We start from the raw sequence: 24,459 nt of genomic DNA, 5'->3' as shown, positions 1-24,459 counted from the left end.
GTTTGACGTGTAAGCGCTAGAATCCCTGGACATTGTTGTCATCCGTTCGCGCGAGCTTTGCTTGCGCGTTCTGGTTTTCAACGTTCGGCAGCGAAAGCCGCATCCAGACCAGGATTGTTCTGCACATGTCGACCTCGGCCCGCCTGATGCTTGTTGTTTGCGCCGCGCTGCTCAGCGCCTGCGCCAGTCGCACACCGCCGCCCGCGCCCGTCGCGGTCAAGCCTAAGCCGGTGTTCAACTATGCCACCCAGAATTTCTCGCCGGCTGCCGAAGACGTGCTCTTTCGTGCGCTAGGCCTGGTCGGCACGCCTTATCGCTGGGGCGGCAACACACCGGACTCGGGTTTTGATTGCAGCGGCCTGATCGGCTTTGTATTCCGCGACGCTGCCGGCATCTCATTGCCGCGCACCACCCGTGAATTGATCGTGATGCGTGCCCAGGACGTCAGCGAACAAAACCTGCAAACCGGCGACTTGCTGTTCTTCGCCACCGGTGGTGGTTCGCGGGTCAGCCATGCGGGCATTTATGTGGGGGAGGGGCGCTTCGTACACGCGCCGCAAACCGGCGGTACGGTGAAGCTGGATACGCTATCCAAAGCGTATTGGCAGAATGCCTATCTGAGTGCCAAGCGGGTGCTGCCGGGGAACCTGGCGCGTAATCCCTGAATCAGTAAAACTCAAAATGTGGGAGCGGGCTTGCCCGCGAATGCAGTGTGTCAGTCAACGGGTTAGTTGGCTGGGCCACCGTAATCGCGGGCAAGCCCGCTCCCACATTGGTGTGTGGCGATCTACTTAGCAGCCGACACTCGCCAAACCTTATTGCCCACATCATCGGCCACCAGCAAATCCCCCAGCTGATCAATCACCACGCCAACCGGCCGGCCCATGGCTTTCTCATCACTATCAAGAAACCCCGTCAGCACATCCACCGGTTGCCCTTTCGGCTGGCCCCCTTCGAACGGCACGAAAATCACCTTGTAGCCACTGTGCGGCTTGCGGTTCCAGGAACCATGCTGGCCGATAAATGCGCCGTTTACGAAGGGGGCGGGGAGTTTGCTGCCCTTGGCGAAGGTCAGCCCCAGCGACGCAGTATGAGGGCCTACCGCATAGTCGGGAGCGATGGCCTTGGCGACCATGTCCAGGTTCTGCGGGGTGACACGTACGTCCACATGCTGGCCGTAATAGCTGAACGGCCAGCCATAGAAGCCGCCATCCTTGACCGAGGTGATGTAGTCCGGCACCAGGTCACTGCCAATCTCATCGCGTTCGTTGACTGCCGTCCACAGCTTGCCGCTCTGTGGCTCCCACGCCATGCCGTTGGGGTTGCGCAGGCCAGAAGCAAAAATGCGGTGCTGGCCGCTGGCGCGGTCGACTTCCCAAATGGCGGCGCGACCCTGTTCGGCTTCCAGGCCGTTTTCGCCGACGTTGCTGTTGGAGCCGACGCTCACGTACAGCTTGCTGCCGTCCTGGCTGGCCACTACGTTTTTGGTCCAGTGGTGGTTCAAAGGGCCACCGGGTAAATCCACCACCTTGGTGCCGGGGGAGGTGATCGCGGTTTCACCCGGCTGATAGGCGAAGCGCAGCAATTTATCCGAATCGGCCACATAGAGGTCGTTACCCACCAGGGTCATGCCAAACGGCGAATTGAGGTTTTCCAGGAACACCGTGCGAGTTTCTGCCACGCCATCATGGTCGGCATCGCGCAGCAAGGTAATGCGGTTCGGGCTCGGCACGCCGGCGCCAGCGCGGTCCATGACTTTTTCCATCACCCAGCCGCGTAGGCCTTTGGTATCGTCCGGCTTGGGCGGTGCATTGGTCTCGGCCACCAGTACATCGCCGTTGGGCAATACGTAGAGCCAGCGCGGGTGATCCAGGCCTTCGGCAAACGCGGCCACCTGGGTGCCGGCGGCGGCGACGGGCTTGGCGCCTTCGGGCCAGCCGATGGCCGGGGCGATATTGACAGTGGGGATCAGCGTCTTGTTCGGCTCCGGCAGCCGGGGCGAGGGCCCGGTGCCGTCGGCGACCTGCAGGGTCGAGCTTTCGCCGCACGCAGCGAGGCTGCCGGCGAACATGATCATTAGGGCGAGTCGGGTTTTAGGCATGGTTTTCTCCTTGATACCTGTAGGGGTAGAGAAGCACGAACGGCGGATGGTTCAAGTACAAGGCCAGCTTTAATTGACGCTCCACCCCCAACCCACTAACCTTCGCGGCTTGTTCCAGGTGCTCTGTGGCGTACGCGTCGACGGAGTGAAACAGGGAAGCCGGTGAGTGAGCGCACTTGTACACAGTGCTGCCGCGATTCCGGCGCTGCCCCCGCAACGGTAAATGAGTCAAGACGGTGCTGTTTGCCACTGTATCGCGTGCGATATGGGAAGGCGCACCCTCGGCTGCTTGCTATCAAAAGCGCCACTCATGAGCCCGGAGACCGGCCTGGATCATCCAACAGCATCACGGTGGGCGATGCTTGGCTGTCTGTTTTTTTCTTTTTCCTGCCCGCCGTTTTTGTCCAGCCCCAACGGAGAGCTGCCATGACTGATTCCCCCGAACGCGACGAACGCCACCTGGCGCGCATGCTGCGCAAAAAAGCCGTGATTGACGAGCGCATCGCCAATTCCCCCAACGAATGTGGCCTGCTGCTGGTGTTGACCGGCAATGGCAAAGGCAAGAGCAGTTCGGCGTTCGGCATGCTGGCCCGAGCCATGGGCCATGGCATGCAATGCGGTGTGGTGCAGTTCATCAAGGGGCGTAACAGCACCGGCGAAGAATTGTTCTTCCGCCGCTTCCCCGAGCAGGTGCGCTTTCATGTGATGGGCGAAGGCTTCACCTGGGAAACCCAGGACCGCCAGCGCGATATCGCCGCCGCCGAAGCGGCTTGGGCGGTATCTCGGGCCATGTTGAATGACCCCTCCATCGGCTTGGTGGTGCTGGACGAACTGAACATCGCCCTCAAGCACGGTTACCTCGACCTGGACCAGGTACTCAGCGACCTGCAAGCCCGCCCGCCCATGCAGCATGTGGTAGTCACCGGCCGTGGCGCCAAGCCTGAGCTGATCGAAATGGGCGACACCGTCACCGAAATGGGCATGCTCAAGCACGCGTTCCAGGCCGGTATCAAGGCACAAAAAGGCGTCGAACTTTGAATCAGCCCCGTCATTGCCCGGCCGTATTGATCGCCGCTCCGGCGTCCGGCCAGGGCAAAACCACGGTCACCGCCGCGCTGGCGCGTTTGCACCGCAACCTGGGGCGCAAGGTGCGCGTGTTCAAATGCGGGCCGGACTTTCTCGACCCGATGATCCACGAGCGTGCCAGTGGCGCGCCGGTGTACCAGTTGGACATGTGGATGGTGGGCGAGCAGGAAAGTCGCCGTCTGCTCTGGGAGGCGGCGGGGGAGGCCGACCTGATTCTCATCGAAGGCGTGATGGGCCTGTTCGACGGCACGCCTTCCAGCGCTGACCTGGCGCGGCACTTCGGTGTACCGGTGCTGGGCGTGATCGATGGCACCGCCATGGCCCAGACGTTCGGCGCTTTGGCCCTGGGGCTGGCGCGCTATCAACCCGACCTGCCGTTCGCCGGCGTGCTGGCCAACCGCGTCGGCACGTTGCGCCATGCGCAATTGCTCGAAGGCAGCCTCACCGAGGGCTTGCGTTGGTACGGTGCATTGTCCCGCGAGACCGGCATCGAACTGCCCAGCCGTCATCTGGGCCTGGTGCAAGCCAGCGAATTGAACGACCTAGACGTGCGCCTGGACGCCGCCGCCCAGGCGTTGGGCAGCAGTTGCGAAGTGGCCCTGCCGCCGCCGGTGACCTTTGCCGCGCCCGAGGTGATCGAAGCCGAACCTTTGCTGGCCGGTGTGCGTATTGCCGTGGCCCGTGACGAAGCCTTTGCCTTTACCTACGGCGCCAGCCTGGATCTGTTGCGGGCAATGGGCGCCGAGCTGAAGTTCTTCTCACCGATCCATGATCGCCAGCTGCCTGAAGCTGACAGCCTCTATCTGCCCGGTGGGTATCCAGAATTGCACCACCAGGCATTGTCGGCCAATACCGCGATGCTGGACGCCATTCGTGCTCATCACGCCGCTGGTAAACCGCTGCTCGCCGAATGCGGTGGCATGCTCTATCTGCTCGACTCCTTGACCGATGTGGAGGGTACACGCGCCGAACTGGTTGGCTTGTTGCAAGGCGATGCGGTGATGCAGAAGAAACTCGCGGCCCTTGCACTGCAAAGCGTTGAACTGCCGGAGGGGACGTTGCGTGGGCATACCTATCACCATTCCCTGACCAGTACCGAATGGGCGCCGATTGCCCGTGGCCTGAGCCCTAACGGCGGGCGCGGGGCTGAAGCGGTCTATCGCCAAGGTCGATTGACAGCCTCCTACGTACACTTTTATTTTCCGTCGAATCCTGGCGCGGTGGCCGCGTTGTTTGCGCCCGCTCCCACAGGGGAATGCATTTCAAATGTGGGAGCGGGCTTGCTCGCGAAGAGGCCATGACTGACAACGCATTCCCCCAAGCCGACCGCGAAGCCGTCTACCGCGCCATCGCCGAACGCCGCGACATGCGCCACTTCAGCGGCGGCAGTGTCGCGCCTGAACTGCTGCAACGCCTGCTCCACGCCGCGCACCAGGCGCCCAGCGTCGGCCTGATGCAGCCGTGGCGTTTTATCCGCATCAGCGACCGCCCGTTGCGCAGCCAGATTCAACAGTTGGTAGAAGAAGAACGCGTGCGCACTGCCGAAGCGTTGGGCGAGCGCTCCGATGCGTTCATGAAGCTCAAGGTCGAAGGCATCAACGACTGCGCCGAGGTATTGGTCGCCGCTTTGATGGACGACCGCGAGCGCCACATCTTCGGGCGCCGTACCTTGCCGGAAATGGACATGGCCTCGCTCTCTTGCGCGATCCAGAACCTGTGGCTGGCGGCGCGCGTGGAAGGGTTGGGCATGGGCTGGGTTTCGCTGTTCGACCCCCAGGCCCTGGCCGAGCTGCTGGGCTTGCCGCCCGGCGCAAAACCGCTGGCAGTGTTGTGCCTGGGGCCAGTGGCCGAGTTTTACCCGGCACCGATGTTGCAGCTAGAAGGCTGGGCCGAGCCGCGACCGCTAAGTGACATGCTGTATGAAAACACGTGGGGAGTGAGTCAATGAGTGTGGCCTTGCTGTGTGTGGCTGCGGTGGCGCTGGATGCGCTGCTGGGTGAGCCCAGGCGCTGGCATCCGCTGGTGGCATTCGGCAATTTCGCCGGGCGCATCGAGCAACGTTTCAATAGCGGTGGGCGTGGCTGGCGCAGCCATGGCGTGACCGCGTGGTTTATCGCCGTGGTGCCGCTGACCCTGCTGGCCACCGCGTTGTCGTGGGCGCCCTATATTGGCTGGCTGCTGGAGATTATGGCGTTGTACTGCGCCCTGGGCATGCGCAGCCTGGGTGAGCACGTCACCCCAGTGGCCCAGGCCCTGCGCCGTGATGACCTGGACGAAGCGCGTACGCGTGTGAGTTACCTGGTCAGCCGCCAGACCAGCGAACTGGACCACACTGAAGTCGCCCGCGCGGCCACCGAATCGGTGCTGGAGAACGGCAGCGATGCGGTATTCGCTGCGTTGTTCTGGTTCGTGGTGGCCGGTGTGCCAGGCGTGGTCCTCTATCGCCTCAGCAACACCCTGGACGCCATGTGGGGCTATCGCAATGAGCGCTTTGAGCGTTTCGGCTGGGCAGCCGCCAGAATCGATGATGTGCTCAACTATATTCCTGCGCGTTTGGTGGCCTTAACCTACGCGCTATTGGGTAAAACCCGCCTGGCGCTCAAATGCTGGCGCACCCAGGGCTCGACCTGGGACAGCCCCAACGCCGGCCCGGTGATGGCGGCAGGGGCCGGAGCCTTGGGTGTGGAACTCGGCGGCGCGGCGATTTATCACGGCGAGGTGCATCAGCGCCCGCCATTGGGCGAAGGCCCGCCGGCCGACGCCGATTCCATTGATCGCGGCTGGCAACTGGTGCAGCGCGGCGTATGGTTGTGGCTGCTGGTCCTGTGCGTGGGGGCGCAAATCTATGCTTGAACATGGTGGTCGGCTGCGTAAGGCCGCGATTGAGTACGGCATTGCCGAAGCGGATTGGCTCGACCTTTCCAGCGGCCTGGCGCCCTGGCCGTGGCCGATTCCCGAGATTCCCTTGCGTGCCTGGGCGCGTTTGCCGGAAACCGATGACGGTTTGGAGAAGGCTGCCAGCGAGTATTACGGCGCCGGCCCGTTGCTGCCGGTGCCGGGCTCCCAGGCAGCGATCCAACTGCTGCCGCGCCTGCGTCGTTCCGGCAAGGTCGGCGTGCTTTCGCCCTGTTACGCCGAGCACGCCGAAGCCTGGCGCCGCGCCGGTTATGTGGTGCGCGAAGTGCAGGAGCAGGAAGTCGACTTCTTTCTCGACAGCCTCGACGTGCTGGTGGTGGTCAACCCCAACAACCCCACGGGATTGAGCTTGAGCCCACAGCGCCTGCTGGACTGGCATGCGCGGCTGGCCCAACGCGGTGGCTGGCTGGTGGTGGACGAGGCGTTCATTGACGTAACCCCGGACTTGAGCCTGGCCAGGCATGCCGACCAGGTCGGCTTGATCGTGCTGCGCTCATTCGGCAAGTTTTTCGGCCTGGCCGGTGTGCGCCTGGGCTTCGTGCTGGCCGAGCGCAAGTTGCTCAAGCTGTTGGCCGAACAAGTCGGGCCCTGGGCCGTCAGCGGGCCGACGCGGGTGCTGGGCCAAGTGTGCCTGCGCGATACCGCCGGGCATGCGCGCCAGCGCAGTCGTTGCATCGAAGCCGGCCAGCGTCTGTTCGAGTTGCTTGAGCGCCGCGGCCTTCAACCCCACGGCGGCTGCGCATTGTTCCAGTGGTTGATTACCCCCCACGCTGAACGGCTGTACGAATTCATGGCCCAGCGCGGCATCCTGCTGCGCCTGTTTGTGCACAACAGCAGCGTGCGCTTCGGCCTGCCCGACACCGACGCCGACTGGCTGCGCCTTGACGAAGCCCTGGCCGCCTACAAGGACGCCACATGAGCACGTTGATGGTGCAGGGCACCACCTCTGACGCCGGCAAAAGCACCCTGGTGACCGCGCTGTGTCGCTGGCTGGTACGCCAGGGCATCGCAGTGGCACCGTTCAAACCGCAGAACATGGCGCTCAACAGCGCAGTGACCGCCGAAGGCGGCGAGATCGGCCGCGCCCAGGCGGTGCAGGCCCAGGCTGCCAACCTGGCGCCCCACACTGACATGAACCCGGTGTTGCTCAAACCCAACAGCGACACCGGTTCCCAGGTGATCATCCATGGCCGTGCCGTTACCAGCATGAATGCCGTGGCGTACCACGACTACAAAGCCATTGCGATGCAAGCCGTGCTGGCCTCCCACACGCGTTTGAGCCAGGCCTACCCGGTGGTGATGGTCGAAGGCGCGGGCTCACCGGCCGAGATCAACCTGCGCGCTAATGACATCGCCAACATGGGCTTCGCCGAAGCGGTGGACTGCCCGGTGCTGTTGATCGCAGACATCAATCGCGGCGGCGTGTTCGCCCATCTGGTTGGCACCCTGGAACTGCTGTCACCCAGTGAGCAGGCGCGGGTCAAGGGCTTCATCATCAACCGTTTTCGCGGTGATATCGCGTTGCTGCAACCCGGGCTGGATTGGCTCGAAGCGCGCACCGGCAAACCGGTGATCGGCGTGCTGCCCTACGTGATGGACCTGCACCTGGAGGCGGAAGACGGCATCGACCAACGCCAGATCGACAAGGCCGCCCAAGTGCTCAAGGTAGTGGTGCCGGTGCTGCCGCGCATCAGCAACCATACCGACTTCGACCCGCTGCGCTTGCATCCCCAGGTGGACTTGCAGTTCGTCGGGCCGGGCCAGTCGATACCGGCTGCTGACCTGATCATCCTGCCGGGCTCGAAAAGCGTGCGCAGTGACCTGGCCTACCTGCGTGCCAATGGCTGGGACACCGCCGTGGCGCGGCACCTGCGTTATGGCGGCAAGGTACTGGGGATCTGCGGCGGCTTGCAGATGCTCGGCGAGCAAGTCCATGACCCGCTGGGCCTGGAAGGGCTTGCGGGCTCCAGCGACGGCCTCGGGTTACTGGCGTTCAGCACCACCCTGGAACAAGAGAAGCAGTTGCGCAACGTGCGTGGACGCCTGGTGTTGGAAGACGCCGACGTCAGCGGTTATGAAATCCATGCGGGGGTAACCTGCGGCGCTGCCTTGGCAAGCGCTGCCGTGCTGCTGGACGATGGCCGCAGCGATGGCGCGCAGAGCCCCGATGGGCAAATTCTAGGCACCTACCTGCACGGCTTATTCGAAACCCCGGCAGCGTGCAGCGCGTTGCTGCGTTGGGCCGGGTTGCAGGACGTGCAAGAGGTGGATTATCACGGCCTGCGCGAGCGCGATATCGAGCGCTTGGCGGACTTGGTGGAGCACCACCTGGACACCGAGTTGTTGCGCAAGCTATGTGGAATCTGAAGGTGTTCACACGACCCAATTGTGGCAGCTGGCACGCCTACGATAGCCATAGCTATCTACACACCTCTGCAGCGCTCAACGGTAACCACGATGCGAAGCGAGCCGCTCTTGATCTTGATCTGCTTTTGATCTCAGGCGCCCCGTTAAACCACGCTGGCCGGAATTCGACAGGGATTTGGGGGGTAAACCGGCAGGGATGCCGGTTTAGCCGCCCCGCGCCATGGATGGCGCGTGGCGGCGGCCCCCCAAATCACTGGCGGATTACGGGCACACCGAGCCTAGGCGAGGTGCCGAGTGGTGGGGCAAGAGCGTTTTGCTTACTTTTGCGCTTTTCAAAAGTGAGCCGCCGTCAGGGCGGAACCCTAGGTAGCCGTTACCTACATAACGGATATGCACGCGGTCTAATCCAACATCCCGGTCGGCTGTCAGGCCGTCGCGGGAGCACGCTTGCTCGCGAACGCGGTGGGCCAGCCATAAGTGCATTCACTGACACACCCTATTGGCGAGCAAACCCACTCCCACACTGTTCGCCAGAGACCTTTGCATGTATCAATTGATCCTCGGCGGCGCCCGTTCGGGCAAGAGCCGCCTGGCCGAAAAGCTTGCCGCACAGAGCGGGCTTGCCGTCATTTACATCGCCACCAGCCAACCCCTCGACGGTGAGATGAACGAGCGCGTCGCGCTGCACCGCCAGCGCCGCCCCGACCATTGGGGCCTGGTTGAAGAACCCATCGACCTCGCGCGCGTGCTGCGCGAAAACGCCGCCACTGATCGCTGCCTGCTGGTGGATTGCCTGACCTTGTGGCTCACCAATCTTCTGATGCTCGAAGACCCGGCCCGCCTTGCATCCGAGCGCGATCACCTGCTGCAAACCCTGGCCTCGCTGCCGGGGGAAATCATTTTTGTCAGCAACGAGACCGGTCTGGGTGTCGTGCCGCTGGGCGAATTGACTCGCCGTTATGTGGATGAAGCCGGTTGGCTGCATCAAGCCTTGGCCGAGCAATGTCAGCGCGTTGTACTGACGGTTGCCGGCCTGCCCCTGACTTTGAAAGGTACTGCGTTATGACCGATTCCTGGTGGCTCAACCCCTGCAAGACCATTGATGCCACGGCCCACGAACAGGCGCTGGCGCGTCAGCAGCAGTTGACCAAACCCGCTGGCTCCCTCGGCCAGTTGGAAGCGCTGGCGGTGCAGCTGGCAGGTTTGCAGGGCCAGGCCAAACCCTCGGTAGATCACCTATGGATCGCGATTTTTGCCGGCGATCACGGCGTGGTTGCTGAAGGTGTGTCGGCATTTCCCCAGGCGGTCACTGGCCAGATGCTGCAAAACTTCGTCACCGGTGGTGCGGCAATCAGCGTGCTGGCGCGGCAACTGCAAGCGCAATTGGAAGTGGTCGACCTCGGCACCGTCACGCCGTCCTTGGATTTGCCCGGCGTTCGTCACCTGAATATCGGCGCGGGCACGGCCAATTTCATCCATGGCCCGGCGATGACCCAAGCCCAAGGGCAGTTGGCCTTGCAAGCTGGACGAGACAGCGCACGCCGCGCCCTGGAAAGCGGCACGCAGCTGTTTATCGGCGGTGAGATGGGCATCGGCAACACCACTGCCGCCAGCGCCCTGGCTTGCGCATTGCTGGATTGCCAGGTCAGTGACCTCACAGGCCCTGGCACCGGTTTGAATGCCGCAGGGGTCAGCCACAAGGTCGCGGTCATCGAACGCGCCTTGGCGTTGCACGCCGGCCAGCGCAGCGATGCGCTGCAAACCCTGTTCAATCTCGGCGGTTTTGAAATAGCCGCGCTGGTCGGTGCTTACCTGGCCTGCGCCCAGGAAGGTATCGTGGTGTTGGTGGATGGGTTCATCTGCAGCGTGGCCGCGCTGGTAGCGGTGCGCTTGAACCCGGCGTGCCGCCAATGGCTGGTGTTCGGCCATCGGGGCGCCGAGCCGGGCCATCGCCATGTGCTGTACAGCCTCGACGCGCAGCCGTTGCTGGAACTGGGCCTACGCCTGGGCGAAGGCAGCGGCGCCGCGTTGGCGGTGCCCTTGTTGCGCCTGGCGTGTGCGCTGCACGGGCAGATGGCGACCTTCGCCGAAGCCGCCGTGGCGGACCGCCCCGCATGACCTTGCGCCTGGACCTGCTGCGCCACGGCGAAACCGAACTGGGCGGTGGCCTGCGTGGCAGCCTGGACGATGCGCTGACGGCCAACGGCTGGCAGCAGATGCGCGACGCAGTGGTGGGGCAGGGGCCGTGGGATCGGCTGATCAGCTCACCGCTGCAACGCTGCGCTCTGTTTGCCCAGGAATTGGGGGCGCAGCTCGATGTGCCGGTGAGTCTGGCGCCTGACTTGCAGGAGCTGCACTTCGGCGCCTGGGAAGGGCAGAGTGCGGCCGCGTTGATGGACACCGATGCCCAAGGGCTGGGCTTGTTCTGGGCCAACCCCTATGCCTTCACGCCACCGCAGGGCGAGCCGGTCATCCGGTTTTCAGAGCGGGTGCTTGGCGCTGTCGCCCGGCTGCATCAGGCCTATGCTGGCCAGCGCGTGCTGTTGGTCAGCCATGGCGGTGTAATGCGCCTGCTGCTGGCCCGGGCGCGAGGCTTGCCCCGTGAGCAACTGCTGAATGTCGAAGTGGGTCACGGTGCCTTGTTCGGCCTGCAGGTAGAGGCCGATGGCGTGCTGAAGGAAGGGCGCTGATGATGCTGCCGTTCTGGATCGCCCTGCAATTTCTCAGCAGCCTGCCCATTCGCTTGCCGGGCATGCCGCAGCCTCAAGAACTGGGCCGTTCGTTGTTGTTTTATCCGCTGGTTGGGTTGCTGTTCGGCGTGCTGTTATGGGGCCTCAACTATGTGCTGCTGGGCGCACCGTTGCTGTTGCATGCCGCGTTGCTGCTCACGGCCTGGGTATTGCTCAGCGGTGGCCTGCACCTGGACGGCCTGGCCGACAGCGCCGATGCATGGCTGGGTGGCTTTGGCGACCGCGAGCGCACCCTCAGCATCATGAAAGACCCGCGCAGCGGCCCGATTGCGGTGGTCACCCTGGGCTTGGTGCTGCTGCTCAAGTTCAGCGCCTTGGTGGCGTTGATCGAGCAACACAATGGCGCCGCCTTGATCCTGGCGCCCCTGATCGGACGCGCCTCGATGCTGGCGCTGTTTCTCACCACGCGCTATGTGCGGGCGGGCGGATTGGGCCAGGCACTGTCAGACCATCTGCCGCGAATTGTCGGCCAACAGGTGCTGATCCTCAGCGGGTTGGCCTGTATCCTGATCGGCGGCTTCAACGGCGGCATCGCGGTGTTGCTGGCGGCATTGTGTTTCGTGTGGCTGCGCCAGTTGATGGTCAAGCGTCTGGGCGGCACCACGGGCGATACCGCTGGCGCACTGCTGGAGCTGCTTGAAGTCGCGGTGTTGGTCGGGCTGGCGTTGTAACGCTTTCTTGCAATTGGTTAACTCCGGGTATATACACGCTCTATGCTTGCCTCCCAATGTTTATGCACTAACCTGCGACGCGCCGCCCGTGGCGTCAGCAGGCACTACGACGGCGCTCTCGACGGCTTCGGGATCAACGTTGCCCAGTATTCTTTGCTGTGCAACCTGCAGCGTCTCGACCAGCCGAGCATTTCCAGCCTGGCGGACGCCATGGGCCTGGATCGCAGCACCCTGGGGCGCAACCTGCGTGTCCTGGAAGGCGAGGGGCTGGTGCAGTTGGTGGAGGGCGACGATTTGCGCAACCGCCTAGTGGTGTTGACTGACACCGGCCATGAACGGCTGGCCGCTGCGTTGCCGGCGTGGGAAGCAGCGCAACAGAAACTGATTGATAAGCTTGGCGCCGAAAAGCGCGAAATGTTGTTGGCCTTGCTGGATGAACTCGCCTGAACGGCGGTTTGTTCGACTACAAGCGGGTATATACCCGCGAACGGAGAATAAGAAATGACCTCGATGTGGCGCACCAGTGGTTGGGTCCTTTTAGGGAGTGCGCTGATCTTGGCGTTGTCCTTGGGCGTACGGCATGGCTTTGGCCTGTTTCTGGCGCCGATGAGCAGCGAATTCGGTTGGGGGCGTGAAACCTTTGCCTTTGCCATCGCCTTGCAGAATCTGATCTGGGGCTTGGCGCAACCATTTACCGGGGCCTTGGCCGACCGTTTCGGCGCGACCAAGGCGGTGTTTGTCGGCGGGGTGTTGTACGCCGTCGGCCTGGTGCTGATGGGCATGTCCGACTCCGCGTGGTCGCTGTCATTGAGCGCAGGCTTGCTGATTGGCATTGGCCTGTCCGGCACCTCGTTCTCGGTGATCCTCGGCGTGGTCGGCCGCGCCGTAGCGCCCGAAAAACGCAGCATGGCCATGGGCATTGCCAGTGCGGCCGGCTCGTTCGGCCAGTTCGCCATGGTGCCCGGCACCCTGGGCCTGATTGGCTGGCTCGGCTGGTCGGCCGCCTTGCTGGCGCTGGGCTTGATGGTGGCGCTGATCCTGCCGCTGGTCGCCATGCTCAAGGACCGGCCGCTGGCGGTCACGGTGGGCCAGCAAACCCTGGGTGAGGCGCTCAAAGAGGCCTGTTCTCACTCCGGCTTCTGGCTACTGTCCTTCGGCTTTTTTGTCTGCGGTTTCCAAGTGGTGTTCATCGGTGTGCACTTGCCGGCGTATCTGGTCGACCAGCACCTGCCGGCCACGGTGGGCACCACGGTGCTGGCGTTGATTGGCCTGTTCAACGTATTTGGCACCTACACGGCAGGTTGGCTCGGTGGGCGCATGTCCAAGCCGCGCCTGCTCACCGGCTTGTACCTGTTGCGGGCGGTGGTGATCGTGTTGTTCCTGTGGGCGCCGGTCACCGAAGTCACGGCGTATCTGTTTGGCATGGCGATGGGCTTTTTGTGGTTGTCCACCGTGCCTCTGACCAACGGCACCGTCGCGACCCTGTTTGGTGTGCGCAACCTCTCGATGCTGGGCGGGATTGTGTTCCTGTTCCACCAGCTTGGCTCGTTCCTCGGCGGGTGGCTGGGCGGGGTGGTCTATGATCGAACTGGCAGCTACGATTTGATCTGGCAGGTGGCAATTTTGCTCAGCCTGCTCGCCGCCGCGCTGAATTGGCCGGTGCGTGAGCGGCCGGTGGCACGTATACAGGCGCAGATGGAGGCAGCATGAGCATGACGGCGCGTCTTATGCTGTTGGCGGCGGGGCTGGTGCTGTTGCTGCTGGCCTGGTGGGGCTGGCAGCGGGGCGGCCTGGCGTTGATGCAACTGGGCATGGCGATCTGTTAAGTTGTGGGTCTGAACCGACTCAAGGACTTTTGACATGCAGATGCGCTGGCTCGCTGTACCCGTCCTGATGGCTATTGGCAGCGTGGCGATGGCCGCCAGTTGCCCACCGTTGCTGGAGGGCCAACTGCCCAAGCTGCGGGCCAAGGAATCCATCGACCTGTGCCAGCAATTTGCTGGCAAACCCTTTGTGATCGTTAATACGGCGAGTTTCTGCGGCTTCGCTCCGCAGTTCAAAGGCCTTGAAGCGTTATATCAGCGCTACAAGGGCGAAGGCCTGGAAGTGATTGGCGTGCCGTCCGATGACTTCAAGCAGGAAGCCAAGACGGGTGAAGAAACCGCCAAGGTCTGCTACGTGAATTATGGCGTGACCTTCACCATGACCGAGCCGCAGAAGGTCAAGGGGCCGGATGCGGTGCACCTGTTCAAGGTGCTTGCGCAGCAGGCCGACGCGGCGCCGAAGTGGAACTTCTACAAGTATGTGGTGGATCGCCAAGGCAATGTGGTGGCCAGTTTTTCCAGCCTGACCAAGCCGGACAGCCCGGAACTGATCAAGGCGGTGGAGCAGGCCATAGCGTCAAAACCCTGATGGGCGAGCACTGAAAAGCCCCGCCTCCTTCACAGGAGAGCGGGGCTTTTTTATACGGCTGCGGGTTAGAACTTGTAGGTCATGCCCAAGCCGAAACCGTTGGCGCTGTTTTCATACTTGGCGTTGTAGCTGGCCAATTGGTTGGAACGCGAAACCTTGACGTCCTCTTCCTTCAGGTAGGAGTAGGCCAGGTCGATGGTCATGTTATCCATGACCTGATAGCCCAGGCCCAGGCTGAAGATAGTACGGTCGCCGGTCGGGATACGCGGCGAGCGATCCGTGTTGTTGGTAGGCGACTGGTCGAACGTCAGGCCGGTACGCAGCACCACCTGCTTGGTGAGCTGGTACGAGGTACCCACGGCGTAGGCCCAGGTGTCGTGCCAGTTCTGGTCTTCCTTGATCGTGCTGACCAGGCCCGGGGCAAGCGCGCCGCCAGTAGCGCCGCTGACGCCTTCGTTCTTGACGGTGATGTCTTTCAGGCGGCTCCAGCGCGTCCAGGTTGCACCGGCGTAGAGTTTCCACGCGTCGGTCAGGTCTTGAGTGACGGACAGGTCGTAGGACTCAGGCGTGTCGATTTTCAGCGAAGCGTCGTAGCGGTTGCTCCGCAGGAACGGCGAGGTCGCGGTCGGTGCGGTGACTTCGGTATGGCCGTCCAGCTTGTAGCTGACCTTGGAGTGGTAGGTCAGGCCGACACGGGTGGTATCGGTGGCTTGGACCAGCACGCCGATGTTGAAGCCCAGTGCGGTGTCGTCACCCTTGATCTTGATATTGGTGTCTGGCGCGCGAGGGTTCAGCGTCAGGTCCGATTCCAGGGTGCCGGCGATGCGGTTGATCGTCGGGCCGAAACCCACGGAAACGCGATCGTTGAAGGCGTAGCTGACGGTCGGTTGCAAGGTGATGACTTTCACTTCGCTCTTGCTGCCAAAGCCACGGCCCTGGAAGCCGCTTTCGTAGTCGGTCACCAGGCCGAACGGCGCATAAACGCCGAAGCCGACAGCCCACTGGTCGTTGAGTTTATTGGTGTAGAAACCGAAAGGCACGGCAGTGAAAGGCACCATATCGCCTTTATTGCTGCCAGCGGAACGGCCGCTGACATTGCTGATATCGGTGGAGGCATCAATGGCTGCAACGCCGCCGGTGACCTGCTGACCTTCCAGACGTGCCATACCAGCAGGGTTACCGAACACAGTGCTCGCATCATCGGCAGAAGAAGAGCGACCTGCGAAACCGGTACCCATCCCGCTCACGCTCTGTTCGTTGAGGGCAAAGCCGCTAGCGAACAGTTGGGAGGATGCCATGGCAACGGCGAGGCTAAGTGTGGTCTTGAGCATTACTTTTTTCATTATTAGAACTCCGTGTGATCACCGCTGCGGAAAGTATCAATAAATTTCAGATCGCGCTATAGGCTGTAATGCTGGAGATAGAGCGGTTTTGTAGGACAATCCGACCAAAATTGCTGTTTTTTGGCGAATCTTGCAATTTGCCCGGTCAGCAAGTTGCCTGTTTCATTGGGATTACACAGGTTTCCCAGGCGTGGGTGAAATCTCGCAGGCGGCCCTGGGGGTGGAATATTTCTTTCCAGATACGCGCCATGGCCAGTACATCGCCGGGCGCGGGCAGGGCAGGACGATGTTGTTCCACCAGCAGCCAGGCGATCGCCGTGGCGTAGCGCAGGTTTACCGTCAACTCCAACTGGGGCGCGCTGAGGAACGCATGTTGGCTGGCCAGCCCACGCACCAGGCTGGCACGTTCCGGGTCCAGCGCCAGGTAATCATCCCAGAGGGCGCGGTGGCGGGGTTCGGTGATGCTGTACAGGCCATGGCCGCGCCGGTCATGCAGCGCCGAGCCCAGTTCGGACTGGCTGGCGGCAATGCCCAGCAGCAGGGATTCGGCTGTTGGGCTGTGACGACCGAGGTACATCAGCGTCGGCCGGATCACATAACGACACAATTCACTGGCGGCAATACCCATACGAGCCTCAGTCCATGCAAAGAGTGGACGAGCCTGAGAAGGGGAGCTTGGCAGCGGTGAATCGGATCTCAGGCCCGTCGTAAGCGGATCATGCCGCTTGAGTTGAAGTGTAGTGTCATATTTACGATGTAAAGGACTGTTTTTAAAACATCTTCTGCAACCGGTTATAACGTTTATATCGATTTGTACTTAGCACCAGGTGCTCAGTGCCAAATTCCAGGCAATAAAAAACCCTGTTATTCAAACAGGGTTTTTTGAGTTTCAGCGACGCGGGTCGATCAGGCAGTCAGTGCCTGACGGGTACGATCGATCACGGCCTGCAGCGGTTCTGCGCTGGAGTATTGATCGGGGTACAGGCGTTCGCTGTGACGAGCGATGCCGTGTTCGTTGACCAGGGTGAAGCTGAAGCAGCCTTTGCGAGCGGCCATGATCAGGCAGTTCATTGGGGCAAAAGCGTTGGTGAGGGTGCGAATGGCATCCTGAGTGTGGATTTGAGCGTTCATATTATTGGTGTTCCTACAAATGACACGGATAAGAACCGTGCAACGTTAAAACGTTCCAGTAACGCTGATCACCATTGATCAAACGAAGAACCCGACTGGAACAAAGCAGCCAGTTTGAAGCGCTATTAAATTAGGCGCGCTTGGGCTGGCAGGTAGGTACTTAGGAGGGCAGGCAACACAACAGGGGCAAAGGTTCTGGGCCCGGGGTGAAGATCCTGATCAATTTGCAGGTTGGTTCGGTCAGAGTATTGGAACTTCGCGCCACCCTTTGCTTGTTCAAAGGCAGTGTCGTCGCAAGGAATACCTGGAAACCATCGAGGTGGTCGATCCCATGTGGTTCAGGGGACGTGTTCGACCAGAATTGACTTTCAGCTTGGTACTAACGCCGCGGATAGTAACGGATTGAAACAGGGAAGGGAAGGCCGATTGCAAAAAAACTTCGATCAGCCGCCGAGCAACTCGCGATAGACCAGCACGGTGATGGCCGCAGCCAGGGCGCATCCCAGCCCGTAGGCGGCGAGCGTCAGTCGCAAAGACTGTCCGGTCTCGATCATGCGGATCACATCGCCCATGTCGTTGATTCTGCCATCACTGAGTTCGATGCACAGGATCACAGCGGTAAAGGCGGCCGATAGCAGGATAGCAATAGCAAACAGTGCGCCGTCCGGCGAGGGGAGCGCGGCATTGATCCCAAGCGAGGTCGCGCAGATGGCCAGCAGCAGCCCGGCGAATAACAGAATTCCTTTCATCGGCCCTACTGGTTTGCATTGTCGGTGGCGCAGTGTGGCGAGCCGAGGCAGATTTGAAAAGCCCTCGAGTTTGCCTGCTCAGTAACATGTTTAACCGATGTTGAATCAAAAAACGCCGTCGATATAACCAGCCGATCAGGACTTGTGCACATTCGTTGCCAAGGGTGTAACCCTGCTGTCACTGGTGTGCAAGCGCGCCCATTTGCCTGTAATCAAAATTTAAGTCAATGAAAAATCTCGCTTTTTTTTATTGGTGAAAAAATCGTCAGTTTGACTGCGGCCCCCGTTCCATGGGGCTTTGCGCCTGTTCAAGGGGGGTTGTCCACTGAGTTATCCACAGCTTCTGTGGATTGTCCCGAGCGCTTGCTCTAGGACGGGCGTGCACGGTTTTTTCAGCTTTACCTGTACGAAAAAAAGAGTAGAGTGGCGCGCCTTCCGTTCTGCCCCACAGTGCTTTATGAAGTTTCGCTCAGTATCACCTTCTGTTACCGACACGCCCCAAACTGTTACCGCGCCCAAGCGTTTTTCCTTGAAGGTTGCTTTGTGGCTGCTCGACAGCCCGCGCCTGGGGCAGAGTACCAATATCAAGCATATCGCCGGCCGCTTGCTCAAGCAGCCTGCCCGCGAAGGCGTGGTGGCCGCTCAGAGCCGTCTCGGCCAACTGATGTGTCGCGAGTGTGGAAACGCCCGTGACCGGCGCATCGGCCACGATTTGTTGCGTTCGGCTGCTCGCGCCGGCGACCGTTGCGCCCAGCGCGAACTGGGCCAGGTCGAAGACTGAGCTGTCCTGCGGCCTTAGGCTTGGTTACCCTTGCTCTTTTTCGGTGATGGCAGAAATGGCTATGGTGTTTGACTGGACCAGTATCGCCTTGGGGCTTGTAGGCGCAGCCGTGCCGCTACTGGCGCTGTGCTGGCAACTCCAGCGGCGCCTGACCGCACGCACCACCGGCTGGGAACTGCTGGAGGAACGCCTGGCGACCGCCCAACTGGCCCAGGAAGGGCTCGCCGCCCAACTGGACGCCAGCCGCGATGAGATCAGTGACCTGAGCCAGGCTAATGCCGCCAAGCAAGCCGACCTGGCGGCGCTGCGCCGTGAAGTCGAGCTGTTGCAGATCGACCGCGATAACGCCCGCGACGCCGCGCACGCCTGGAACCTCGACCGCAGCGCCAAGGAAACCGAACTGCGTCGCCTCGACGCCTTGGCCGCGGCCCTGAGCGCCGAATTGCGCGAGCAGCAAGAGAGTCATCAGCAGCGCCTCACCGACCTGCAAGGCTCACGAGACGAGCTGCGTGCGCAATTTGCCGAACTGGCCGGCAAGATCTTCGACGAGCGTGAGCAACGTTTTGCCGAAACCAGCCAGGAACGCCTCGGTCAACTGCTGGACCCGCTCAAGGAACGTATCCAGTCCTTCGAGAAACGTGTCGAAGAAAGCTATCAGAACGAAGCCCGTGAGCGCTTTTCCCTGGCCAAGGAACTTGAGCGCCTGCAGCAATTGAACCTGCGTTTGTCGGACGAAGCCACCAACCTGACCCGTGCCCTCAAGGGCCAAAAAACCCAGGGCAACTGGGGTGAGCTGATTCTTGAACGGGTGCTGGAGCACGCGGGCCTGGAGAAGGGCCGTGAGTACCAGACCCAGGTCAGCCTCAAAGGCCCGGACGGCGAGCGTTTCCAGCCTGACGTGCTGATCATGTTGCCGGGCGACAAGCAGGTGGTGGTCGACTCCAAAGTCAGCTTGACCGCCTATCAACAGTACGTCGCGGCGGATGACGAGGTGATTGGCCAGGCCGCCTTGAAGCAACACGTGCTGTCCCTGCGCAATCATGTCAAAGGCTTGGCCGGCAAGGACTACAAGCGCCTGGAGGGTTTGCACAGCCTGGATTTCGTGCTGCTGTTCGTACCGATCGAGGCCGCCTTTTCTGCCGCATTGCAGGCCGAGCCCAACCTGTTCCAGGAAGCCTTCGACCGCCATATCGTGATTGTCAGCCCCACCACCTTGCTCGCCACCCTGCGCGTGATCGACAGCCTGTGGAAGCAGGAACGCCAGAGCCAGAACGCCCGGGAAATTGCCGAGCGTGCCGGTTGGCTATATGACAAGTTCGTGCTGTTTATCCAGGACCTGGACGAAGTGGGCAACCGGCTGCAACAGTTGGACAAGGCCTACAGCGCGGCGCGCAACAAGCTGACGGATGGGCGTGGGAACCTGGTCAGCCGTACCGAGCAATTAAGGTTGCTCGGCGCCCGCGCCAGTAAGAGCTTGCCGGCAGATCTGCTGGAGCGGGCAATGACCGATTCGGATGGCGTGGCGCATCTCCCGGAATAAACACGGACCTAAATTGTGGGAGCGGGCTTGCTCGCGAAGGCGGTGTTTCAGTGTTAGATGTGCTGACTGACATTACGCATTCGCGAGCAAGCCCGCGCACATAGATCGAGTTCGGCCCCGTCATAGGCACAACTCTGTAGCGCTCAAAGGTAACCACGATACGAAGCGAGCCGCTCTTGATCTTGATCTGCTTGTGATCTTGATCTTAGGCGCCCCGTTAAACCACGCTGGCCGGAATTCGACAGGGATTTGGGGGGTAAACCGGCAGGGATGCCGGTTTAGCCGCCCCGCGCCATGGATGGCGCGTGGCGGCGGCCCCCCAAATCACTGGCGGATTACGGGCACACCGAGCCCAAGCGAGGTGCCGAGTGGTGGGGCAAGAGCGTTTTGCTTACTTTGCCGCTTTTGCAAAGTGAGCCGCCGTCAGGGCGGAACCCTAAGTGGCCGTTACCTAAATAACGGATATGTACCCGCTCCAACTGTGTTGACTGTGAGGCCGTCTTCGCAGGCAAGCCAGCTCCCACATTTGGATTTCGGAGCGTCAGATGGATATGCGTCAGCTGTCAGGCCGTCGCGGGAGCCAGCTCCCTCGCCACAGGTTCGGCGTCATACCGAAGTTGCGTAGATACCTATGCCGTTACAGGGGCAAATGCCTGCTCAACAGCGCCCGCAACGCCGCCGGCTTCACCGGTTTGGCCAGGTAATCCAACCCCGCCCCATGCACCTCGGCCACCATCTCCGGTCGCCCATCGGCACTGATCACTACACCGGGAATCGGCTCGGCCAGTTGCGCACGCAGCCAGCCCATCAACTCGGTACCGGTTTCGCCATGGTCCAGGTGGTAATCCACCAGCGCCAGTTGCGGGCGGATACCCTCGGCCAGCAACGCCGCGCATTCGGCCTGGTTGGCGGCTGTCCAGACTTCACAGCCCCAGCGCGTGAGCAGGCTGCGCATGCCGATCAAAATGCTGTCTTCGTTATCCACGCACAGCACCCGTGCGCCACTCAAGGGCAGGCCGGTTTCTGCCGGCGCCTTGGGTTGCACGCTGGCCTGGTTGCGGGCCAGCGGCACGCATACGCTGAAGACGCTGCCTTTGCCCGGCCAGGAGCGTACGCTCAGGCGATGGCCCAGTACGCGGCACAGGCCGTCGGCAATCGCCAGGCCCAGGCCCAGGCCCTTTTCGGCACGGGTCTGGTGGCTGTCCAGGCGCTTGAACTCTTCGAAGATGACCTTCTGTTTATCCGGCGCAATGCCAGGGCCGCGATCCCAGACTTCCAGGCACAGTTCGCCCTTGCGACGACGCACGCCCAGCAGCACCGGGCCGTCGGCATAACGGAAGGCATTGGTCAGAAAATTCTGCAAAATCCGCCGCAGCAGCTTGATGTCGCTGTCGACCCGTAAACGGCTGCCGCGCCAGCGGAAGCGCAAGTGTTGCTCCTGAGCCAGCGCCTTGAATTCTGCGCCCAGGGTGTCGAACAACTCGTTGAGGACAAAGGGCTGGCGTTGCGGATTGATCTTGCCGTTTTCCAGGCGCGAAATATCCAGCAAATCACTGATCAGGTCTTCAGCTGAGCGCAGTGAACTGTCCAGATGCTGCACCAATTGCCGTGCCTCGCTGGACAGGCCATCGGTCTGGTGGGAGAGGGCGGCGGAAAACAGCCGCGCAGCGTTCAGCGGTTGCATCAGGTCATGGCTCACGGCCGCCAGGAACCGCGTCTTCGACTGGCTGGCGGATTCGGCCACGCCTTTGGCGTCGGTGAGGGCCACGTTCAGTTGCGACAGTTCATGGGTGCGCTCGGTCACCCGCTGCTCCAGGCCTTCGTTGGCCTCGGTCAGCGCTTGTTCGGCTTCGCGGAACGCGGTGATGTCGGTGAAGCTCATGACAAACCCGCCGCCAGGCATCGGGTTGCCGATCAACTCGATCACCCGGCCATTGGGGAACAGGCGCTCGGAGGTGTGCGCACGCCCCTGGCGCATCCAGTGCAGGCGACGCGCCACGTGCACTTGCGCTTCACCGGGGCCACACAGGCCGCGCTCGGCGTTGTAGCGAATGATGTCTGCAATCGGCCGGCCAACGCTGATCAAGCCGTCCGGGTAGTTGAACAGTTCCAGGTAACGCCGGTTCCAGGCCACCAGCTTGAGCGACTGGTCCACCACGCTGATGCCCTGGGTGATGTTCTCGATGGCGCCTTGCAGCAGCGCGCGGTTGAACTGCAGCACTTCCGAGGCTTCGTCGGCGATACGGACCACGTCCTCCAGTTGCATTTCCCGCCCTTCAATCGCCGCTTTCACCACCGCCCGCGTCGAGGAGGCGCCGAGTACGCCAGCCAGCAAGCGTTCGGTGTGGGCGATCCAGTCGTTATCGGCATTCTGGTTGGGGTTGAAGCCTTTGCCCTGGCGATAGGCGAAACGAATAAAGCTCTGCTGGGCCCGTTCTTCCCCGACGAAGCGTGCCGCCAAGCTGAGCAGGTCGCTGATCTGTACCGACAGCATGGAACGCGCACTCGCGCGCTGGCTGATTTCCTGGCCGATAAAACGACCTGCCTGCCAGTGCTCGGAAACCCGTGTGCGCGACAGCATCGACACCCACACGAAGAGGGTGAAGTTACCGGCCAGGGAGAACACGGTGCCCAGGGTCAGCGACGTCACCGACAGCCCGAACGGGTGGGAGTGCATCCAGGTCAGGCCGGGGAAAAGGTTGAGCGACCAGCCCAGACTTTTCGCCGTCACCGGCAGGACCAAGGTGTAGAACCACAAGAAGGTACCGGCGGCCAAACCGGCAAACACGCCACGCCGGTTGGCCTGCTTCCAATACAGCGCGCCGAGCATCGCCGGGGCCAGTTGGGTCACGGCGGCAAAGGCGATCTGGCCGATGGTCGCCAGGCTGGCGGTGGAGCCCAGCAAGCGGTAGCTCACGTACGCCAGCAGCAGGATGATCACAATGCTCACCCGGCGTACCGACAGCATCCAGTGGCGGAAGACTTCGAATGGCCGCTCGGCGCTGGATCGGCGCAACAGCCACGGCAGCAGCATGTCGTTGGAGACCATGGTCGACAAGGCGATGCTCGCCACGATCACCATGCCGGTGGCCGCCGACGCACCGCCAATAAACGCCAGCACGGCGAGCGCCGGGTGGGCCTCGGCCATCGGCAGGCTGATCACATAGGAGTCCGGCAGCACAGAGCTTGGCAACAGCATCTTGCCGCCCAGGGCGATGGGCACCACAAACAGTGCTGCTAGGATCAAATAGGCCGGGAATACCCACTTGGCCAGGCGCAAATCCTGGGGGTCGATGTTCTCCACCACCGTCACATGAAATTGTCGTGGCAGGCAGATGATCGCCATCATGGCGACGCCGGTCTGTACCACCATCGATGGCCAGTTGATGGTCTCTTTCCAGTACTCCTCCAGGCGCGGGGCGAGCATGGCCTGGCTGAACAGGTCGCCGAAACCGTCGTACAAGCCGTAGGTGACAAACGCACCGACGGCCAGAAAAGCGAACAACTTGACCAGCGACTCAAAGGCAATCGCCAGCACCATGCCGCGGTGGTGTTCGGTGGCGTCGAGGTTGCGCGTGCCGAACACGATGGTAAACAGCGCCAATACCAGCGACACAATCAAGGCCGTGTCCTGGGCACGGGTGCCGGTGGTGTCGGGGCCGGCGCCGATCAGCAGGTTCACGCCCAGCACGATGCCTTTGAGCTGCAGCGCGATATAGGGCAGCACGCCGACCAGGCAAATAAGTGCCACCACCACCGCCAAGGACTGGGACTTGCCGTAACGGGCGGCGATAAAGTCGGCGATGGAGGTGATGTTTTCCTGCTTGCTGATCAGGATCATCTTCTGCAGCACCCAGGGGGCCAGCACCAGCAACAGCACGGGCCCCAGGTAGATCGGCAAGAATGCCCACAGTTGTTCGGCCGCTTGGCCCACGGCGCCGAAGAAGGTCCAACTGGTGCAGTACACCGCCAGCGACAGGCTATACACCCACGCACGCACGCGCGGTGGCAGCGGCGCATGGCGGCGGTCACCGTAAAAGGCGATGGCAAACATGGTGGCCATATAGGCCAGGGCAACGGCGGCGATCAGCCCGCTGGACAGCGTCATGGTAACTCCGAGCATAAGAACACCCGGGCATTCCAGGCCCGGCTGGACAGTCTCGCATGATGCCTGATGTTAGTCAGTGTCGACCAAGGTCGTGTGGGATCGAATGTCGCAGGCGGCGCTCAGCGGGGTGGCAGGGTTTTCTGGCGCAGGATGTAGATCGTCACCAGCACCGCACTGGTCAGCATAAAGCCCCTTGCCCACGGCAGCGGCACCAGGTAGCAGGAAATCGAGATGCTCAACCACATCAAGCCAATGGCGTAGACCTTGCCTTTGAGCGGGATGCCATTGCCGTCCAGGTAGTCGCGCACCCAAGGCCCCAGGCGCGGGTGTTCCACCAGCCAGTGGTAGAAGCGCGGGGAGCTGCGAGCGAAGCAGGCGGCGGCGAGTAGCAGGAAGGGTGTGGTCGGCAACACCGGCAGGAAAATACCGATGACGCCTAGCGCTACGCTTAGCCAGCCGATGGCCAGCAGCGCGTAGCGCAGGAGCAGTGGACGGTTGCCCATG

23 protein-coding genes and 1 riboswitch are annotated in these 24,459 nt (G+C 61.9%); of the genes, 16 read left to right on the top strand and 7 right to left on the bottom strand.

The genetic code is table 11. The features are described from left to right. The first annotated feature begins 125 nt into the window (after positions 1–125). Entirely contained in the window at positions 126–665 is a 540-nt protein-coding gene (locus ACWHXD_RS21880; RefSeq protein WP_138762491.1) for a C40 family peptidase, read from the top strand. A 122-nt stretch (positions 666–787) separates the two neighbouring features. Here the strand turns inward: ACWHXD_RS21880 and ACWHXD_RS21875 are convergent, their stop codons facing one another. Then, entirely contained in the window at positions 788–2,101 is a 1,314-nt protein-coding gene (locus tag ACWHXD_RS21875) for a PQQ-dependent sugar dehydrogenase (RefSeq protein WP_138762490.1), read from the bottom strand. Between the two features lie 99 nt (positions 2,102–2,200). Continuing rightward, positions 2,201–2,447, top strand: a riboswitch (cobalamin riboswitch). A gap of 80 nt (positions 2,448–2,527) precedes the next feature. Here ACWHXD_RS21875 and cobO point away from each other — a divergent pair. The 13 genes from cobO (at position 2,528) to ACWHXD_RS21810 (ending at position 14,303) form a co-directional block, all read left to right on the top strand. Beyond that, the gene (cobO, locus tag ACWHXD_RS21870; protein WP_137205163.1) at positions 2,528–3,139 is read left to right on the top strand and encodes a cob(I)yrinic acid a,c-diamide adenosyltransferase; all 612 of its coding nucleotides are present in this window, start codon (positions 2,528–2,530) and stop codon (positions 3,137–3,139) included. Then, a complete protein-coding gene (locus ACWHXD_RS21865; protein WP_138762489.1) occupies positions 3,136–4,488 on the top strand; it encodes a cobyrinic acid a,c-diamide synthase CobB in 1,353 nt (450 codons plus the stop codon). The genes cobO and ACWHXD_RS21865 overlap by 4 nt, the downstream gene beginning before the upstream one ends. After that, entirely contained in the window at positions 4,485–5,135 is a 651-nt protein-coding gene (bluB, locus tag ACWHXD_RS21860) for a 5,6-dimethylbenzimidazole synthase (protein ID WP_032895904.1), read from the top strand. The genes ACWHXD_RS21865 and bluB overlap by 4 nt, the downstream gene beginning before the upstream one ends. Continuing rightward, the gene (gene cbiB, locus ACWHXD_RS21855; protein WP_138762488.1) at positions 5,132–6,040 is read left to right on the top strand and encodes an adenosylcobinamide-phosphate synthase CbiB; all 909 of its coding nucleotides are present in this window, start codon (positions 5,132–5,134) and stop codon (positions 6,038–6,040) included. Before bluB ends, cbiB begins: the two co-directional genes overlap by 4 nt. Continuing rightward, positions 6,033–7,022: a threonine-phosphate decarboxylase CobD gene (gene cobD, locus ACWHXD_RS21850; RefSeq protein WP_032895906.1), complete on the top strand. Its 990-nt coding sequence runs from the start codon at positions 6,033–6,035 to the stop codon at positions 7,020–7,022. Before cbiB ends, cobD begins: the two co-directional genes overlap by 8 nt. Continuing rightward, on the top strand, positions 7,019–8,470 hold the full coding sequence (locus ACWHXD_RS21845; protein WP_138762487.1) for a cobyric acid synthase: 1,452 nt from the start codon (positions 7,019–7,021) through the stop codon (positions 8,468–8,470). Before cobD ends, ACWHXD_RS21845 begins: the two co-directional genes overlap by 4 nt. A 544-nt stretch (positions 8,471–9,014) precedes the next feature. Beyond that, the gene (gene cobU / locus ACWHXD_RS21840) at positions 9,015–9,536 is read left to right on the top strand and encodes a bifunctional adenosylcobinamide kinase/adenosylcobinamide-phosphate guanylyltransferase (RefSeq protein WP_138762486.1); all 522 of its coding nucleotides are present in this window, start codon (positions 9,015–9,017) and stop codon (positions 9,534–9,536) included. After that, positions 9,533–10,588: a nicotinate-nucleotide--dimethylbenzimidazole phosphoribosyltransferase gene (cobT, locus tag ACWHXD_RS21835; RefSeq protein WP_138762485.1), complete on the top strand. Its 1,056-nt coding sequence runs from the start codon at positions 9,533–9,535 to the stop codon at positions 10,586–10,588. The genes cobU and cobT overlap by 4 nt, the downstream gene beginning before the upstream one ends. Further along, entirely contained in the window at positions 10,585–11,160 is a 576-nt protein-coding gene (gene cobC / locus ACWHXD_RS21830) for an alpha-ribazole phosphatase family protein (protein ID WP_138762484.1), read from the top strand. Before cobT ends, cobC begins: the two co-directional genes overlap by 4 nt. Positions 11,161–11,162: 2 nt before the next feature. After that, complete coding sequence (locus ACWHXD_RS21825) at positions 11,163–11,891, top strand: adenosylcobinamide-GDP ribazoletransferase (RefSeq protein WP_032897829.1); 729 nt, start codon at positions 11,163–11,165, stop codon at positions 11,889–11,891. A 42-nt stretch (positions 11,892–11,933) separates the two neighbouring features. Continuing rightward, positions 11,934–12,338, top strand: a complete 405-nt coding sequence (locus ACWHXD_RS21820) for a MarR family winged helix-turn-helix transcriptional regulator (protein ID WP_138762483.1) — start codon at positions 11,934–11,936, stop codon at positions 12,336–12,338. Positions 12,339–12,392: 54 nt separating this feature from the next. Then, positions 12,393–13,601, top strand: coding sequence for an MFS transporter (locus tag ACWHXD_RS21815; RefSeq protein WP_014719382.1), 1,209 nt, complete (start codon positions 12,393–12,395; stop codon positions 13,599–13,601). 150 nt (positions 13,602–13,751) lie between these two features. Then, positions 13,752–14,303, top strand: a complete 552-nt coding sequence (locus tag ACWHXD_RS21810; protein ID WP_138762482.1) for a glutathione peroxidase — start codon at positions 13,752–13,754, stop codon at positions 14,301–14,303. Positions 14,304–14,368: 65 nt separating this feature from the next. Here the strand turns inward: ACWHXD_RS21810 and ACWHXD_RS21805 are convergent, their stop codons facing one another. From ACWHXD_RS21805 to ACWHXD_RS21790, 4 genes are all read right to left on the bottom strand, one after another. Further along, positions 14,369–15,646, bottom strand: coding sequence for an OmpP1/FadL family transporter (locus tag ACWHXD_RS21805; RefSeq protein WP_032895917.1), 1,278 nt, complete (start codon positions 15,644–15,646; stop codon positions 14,369–14,371). A 145-nt stretch (positions 15,647–15,791) separates the two neighbouring features. Next, a complete protein-coding gene (locus ACWHXD_RS21800) occupies positions 15,792–16,274 on the bottom strand; it encodes a hypothetical protein (RefSeq protein ID WP_138762481.1) in 483 nt (160 codons plus the stop codon). A gap of 278 nt (positions 16,275–16,552) precedes the next feature. Next, on the bottom strand, positions 16,553–16,777 hold the full coding sequence (locus tag ACWHXD_RS21795) for a hypothetical protein (protein ID WP_003193022.1): 225 nt from the start codon (positions 16,775–16,777) through the stop codon (positions 16,553–16,555). Between the two features lie 443 nt (positions 16,778–17,220). After that, positions 17,221–17,526, bottom strand: coding sequence for a hypothetical protein (locus ACWHXD_RS21790; RefSeq protein ID WP_056786475.1), 306 nt, complete (start codon positions 17,524–17,526; stop codon positions 17,221–17,223). A 457-nt stretch (positions 17,527–17,983) separates the two neighbouring features. Between ACWHXD_RS21790 and ACWHXD_RS21785 the strand changes: the two genes are divergently transcribed. Both ACWHXD_RS21785 and ACWHXD_RS21780 read left to right on the top strand, forming a co-directional pair. Continuing rightward, positions 17,984–18,307 (top strand): SEL1-like repeat protein, encoded by a 324-nt coding sequence (locus ACWHXD_RS21785; protein ID WP_032895922.1) that lies wholly within the window; start codon positions 17,984–17,986, stop codon positions 18,305–18,307. Between the two features lie 175 nt (positions 18,308–18,482). After that, on the top strand, positions 18,483–19,847 hold the full coding sequence (locus ACWHXD_RS21780) for a DNA recombination protein RmuC (RefSeq protein WP_169918249.1): 1,365 nt from the start codon (positions 18,483–18,485) through the stop codon (positions 19,845–19,847). 637 nt (positions 19,848–20,484) lie between these two features. Here ACWHXD_RS21780 and ACWHXD_RS21775 read toward each other — a convergent pair. Continuing rightward, positions 20,485–23,955, bottom strand: coding sequence for a hybrid sensor histidine kinase/response regulator (locus ACWHXD_RS21775; protein WP_032895924.1), 3,471 nt, complete (start codon positions 23,953–23,955; stop codon positions 20,485–20,487). A gap of 119 nt (positions 23,956–24,074) precedes the next feature. After that, entirely contained in the window at positions 24,075–24,458 is a 384-nt protein-coding gene (locus tag ACWHXD_RS21770; RefSeq protein WP_019818414.1) for a YbaN family protein, read from the bottom strand. Position 24,459: the final 1 nt, after the last annotated feature.

This window comes from Pseudomonas fjordensis, from assembly GCF_976987115.1.
Note: the sequence above shows the minus strand (reverse complement) of the source record. Positions and strands in the feature narration are given on the sequence as shown.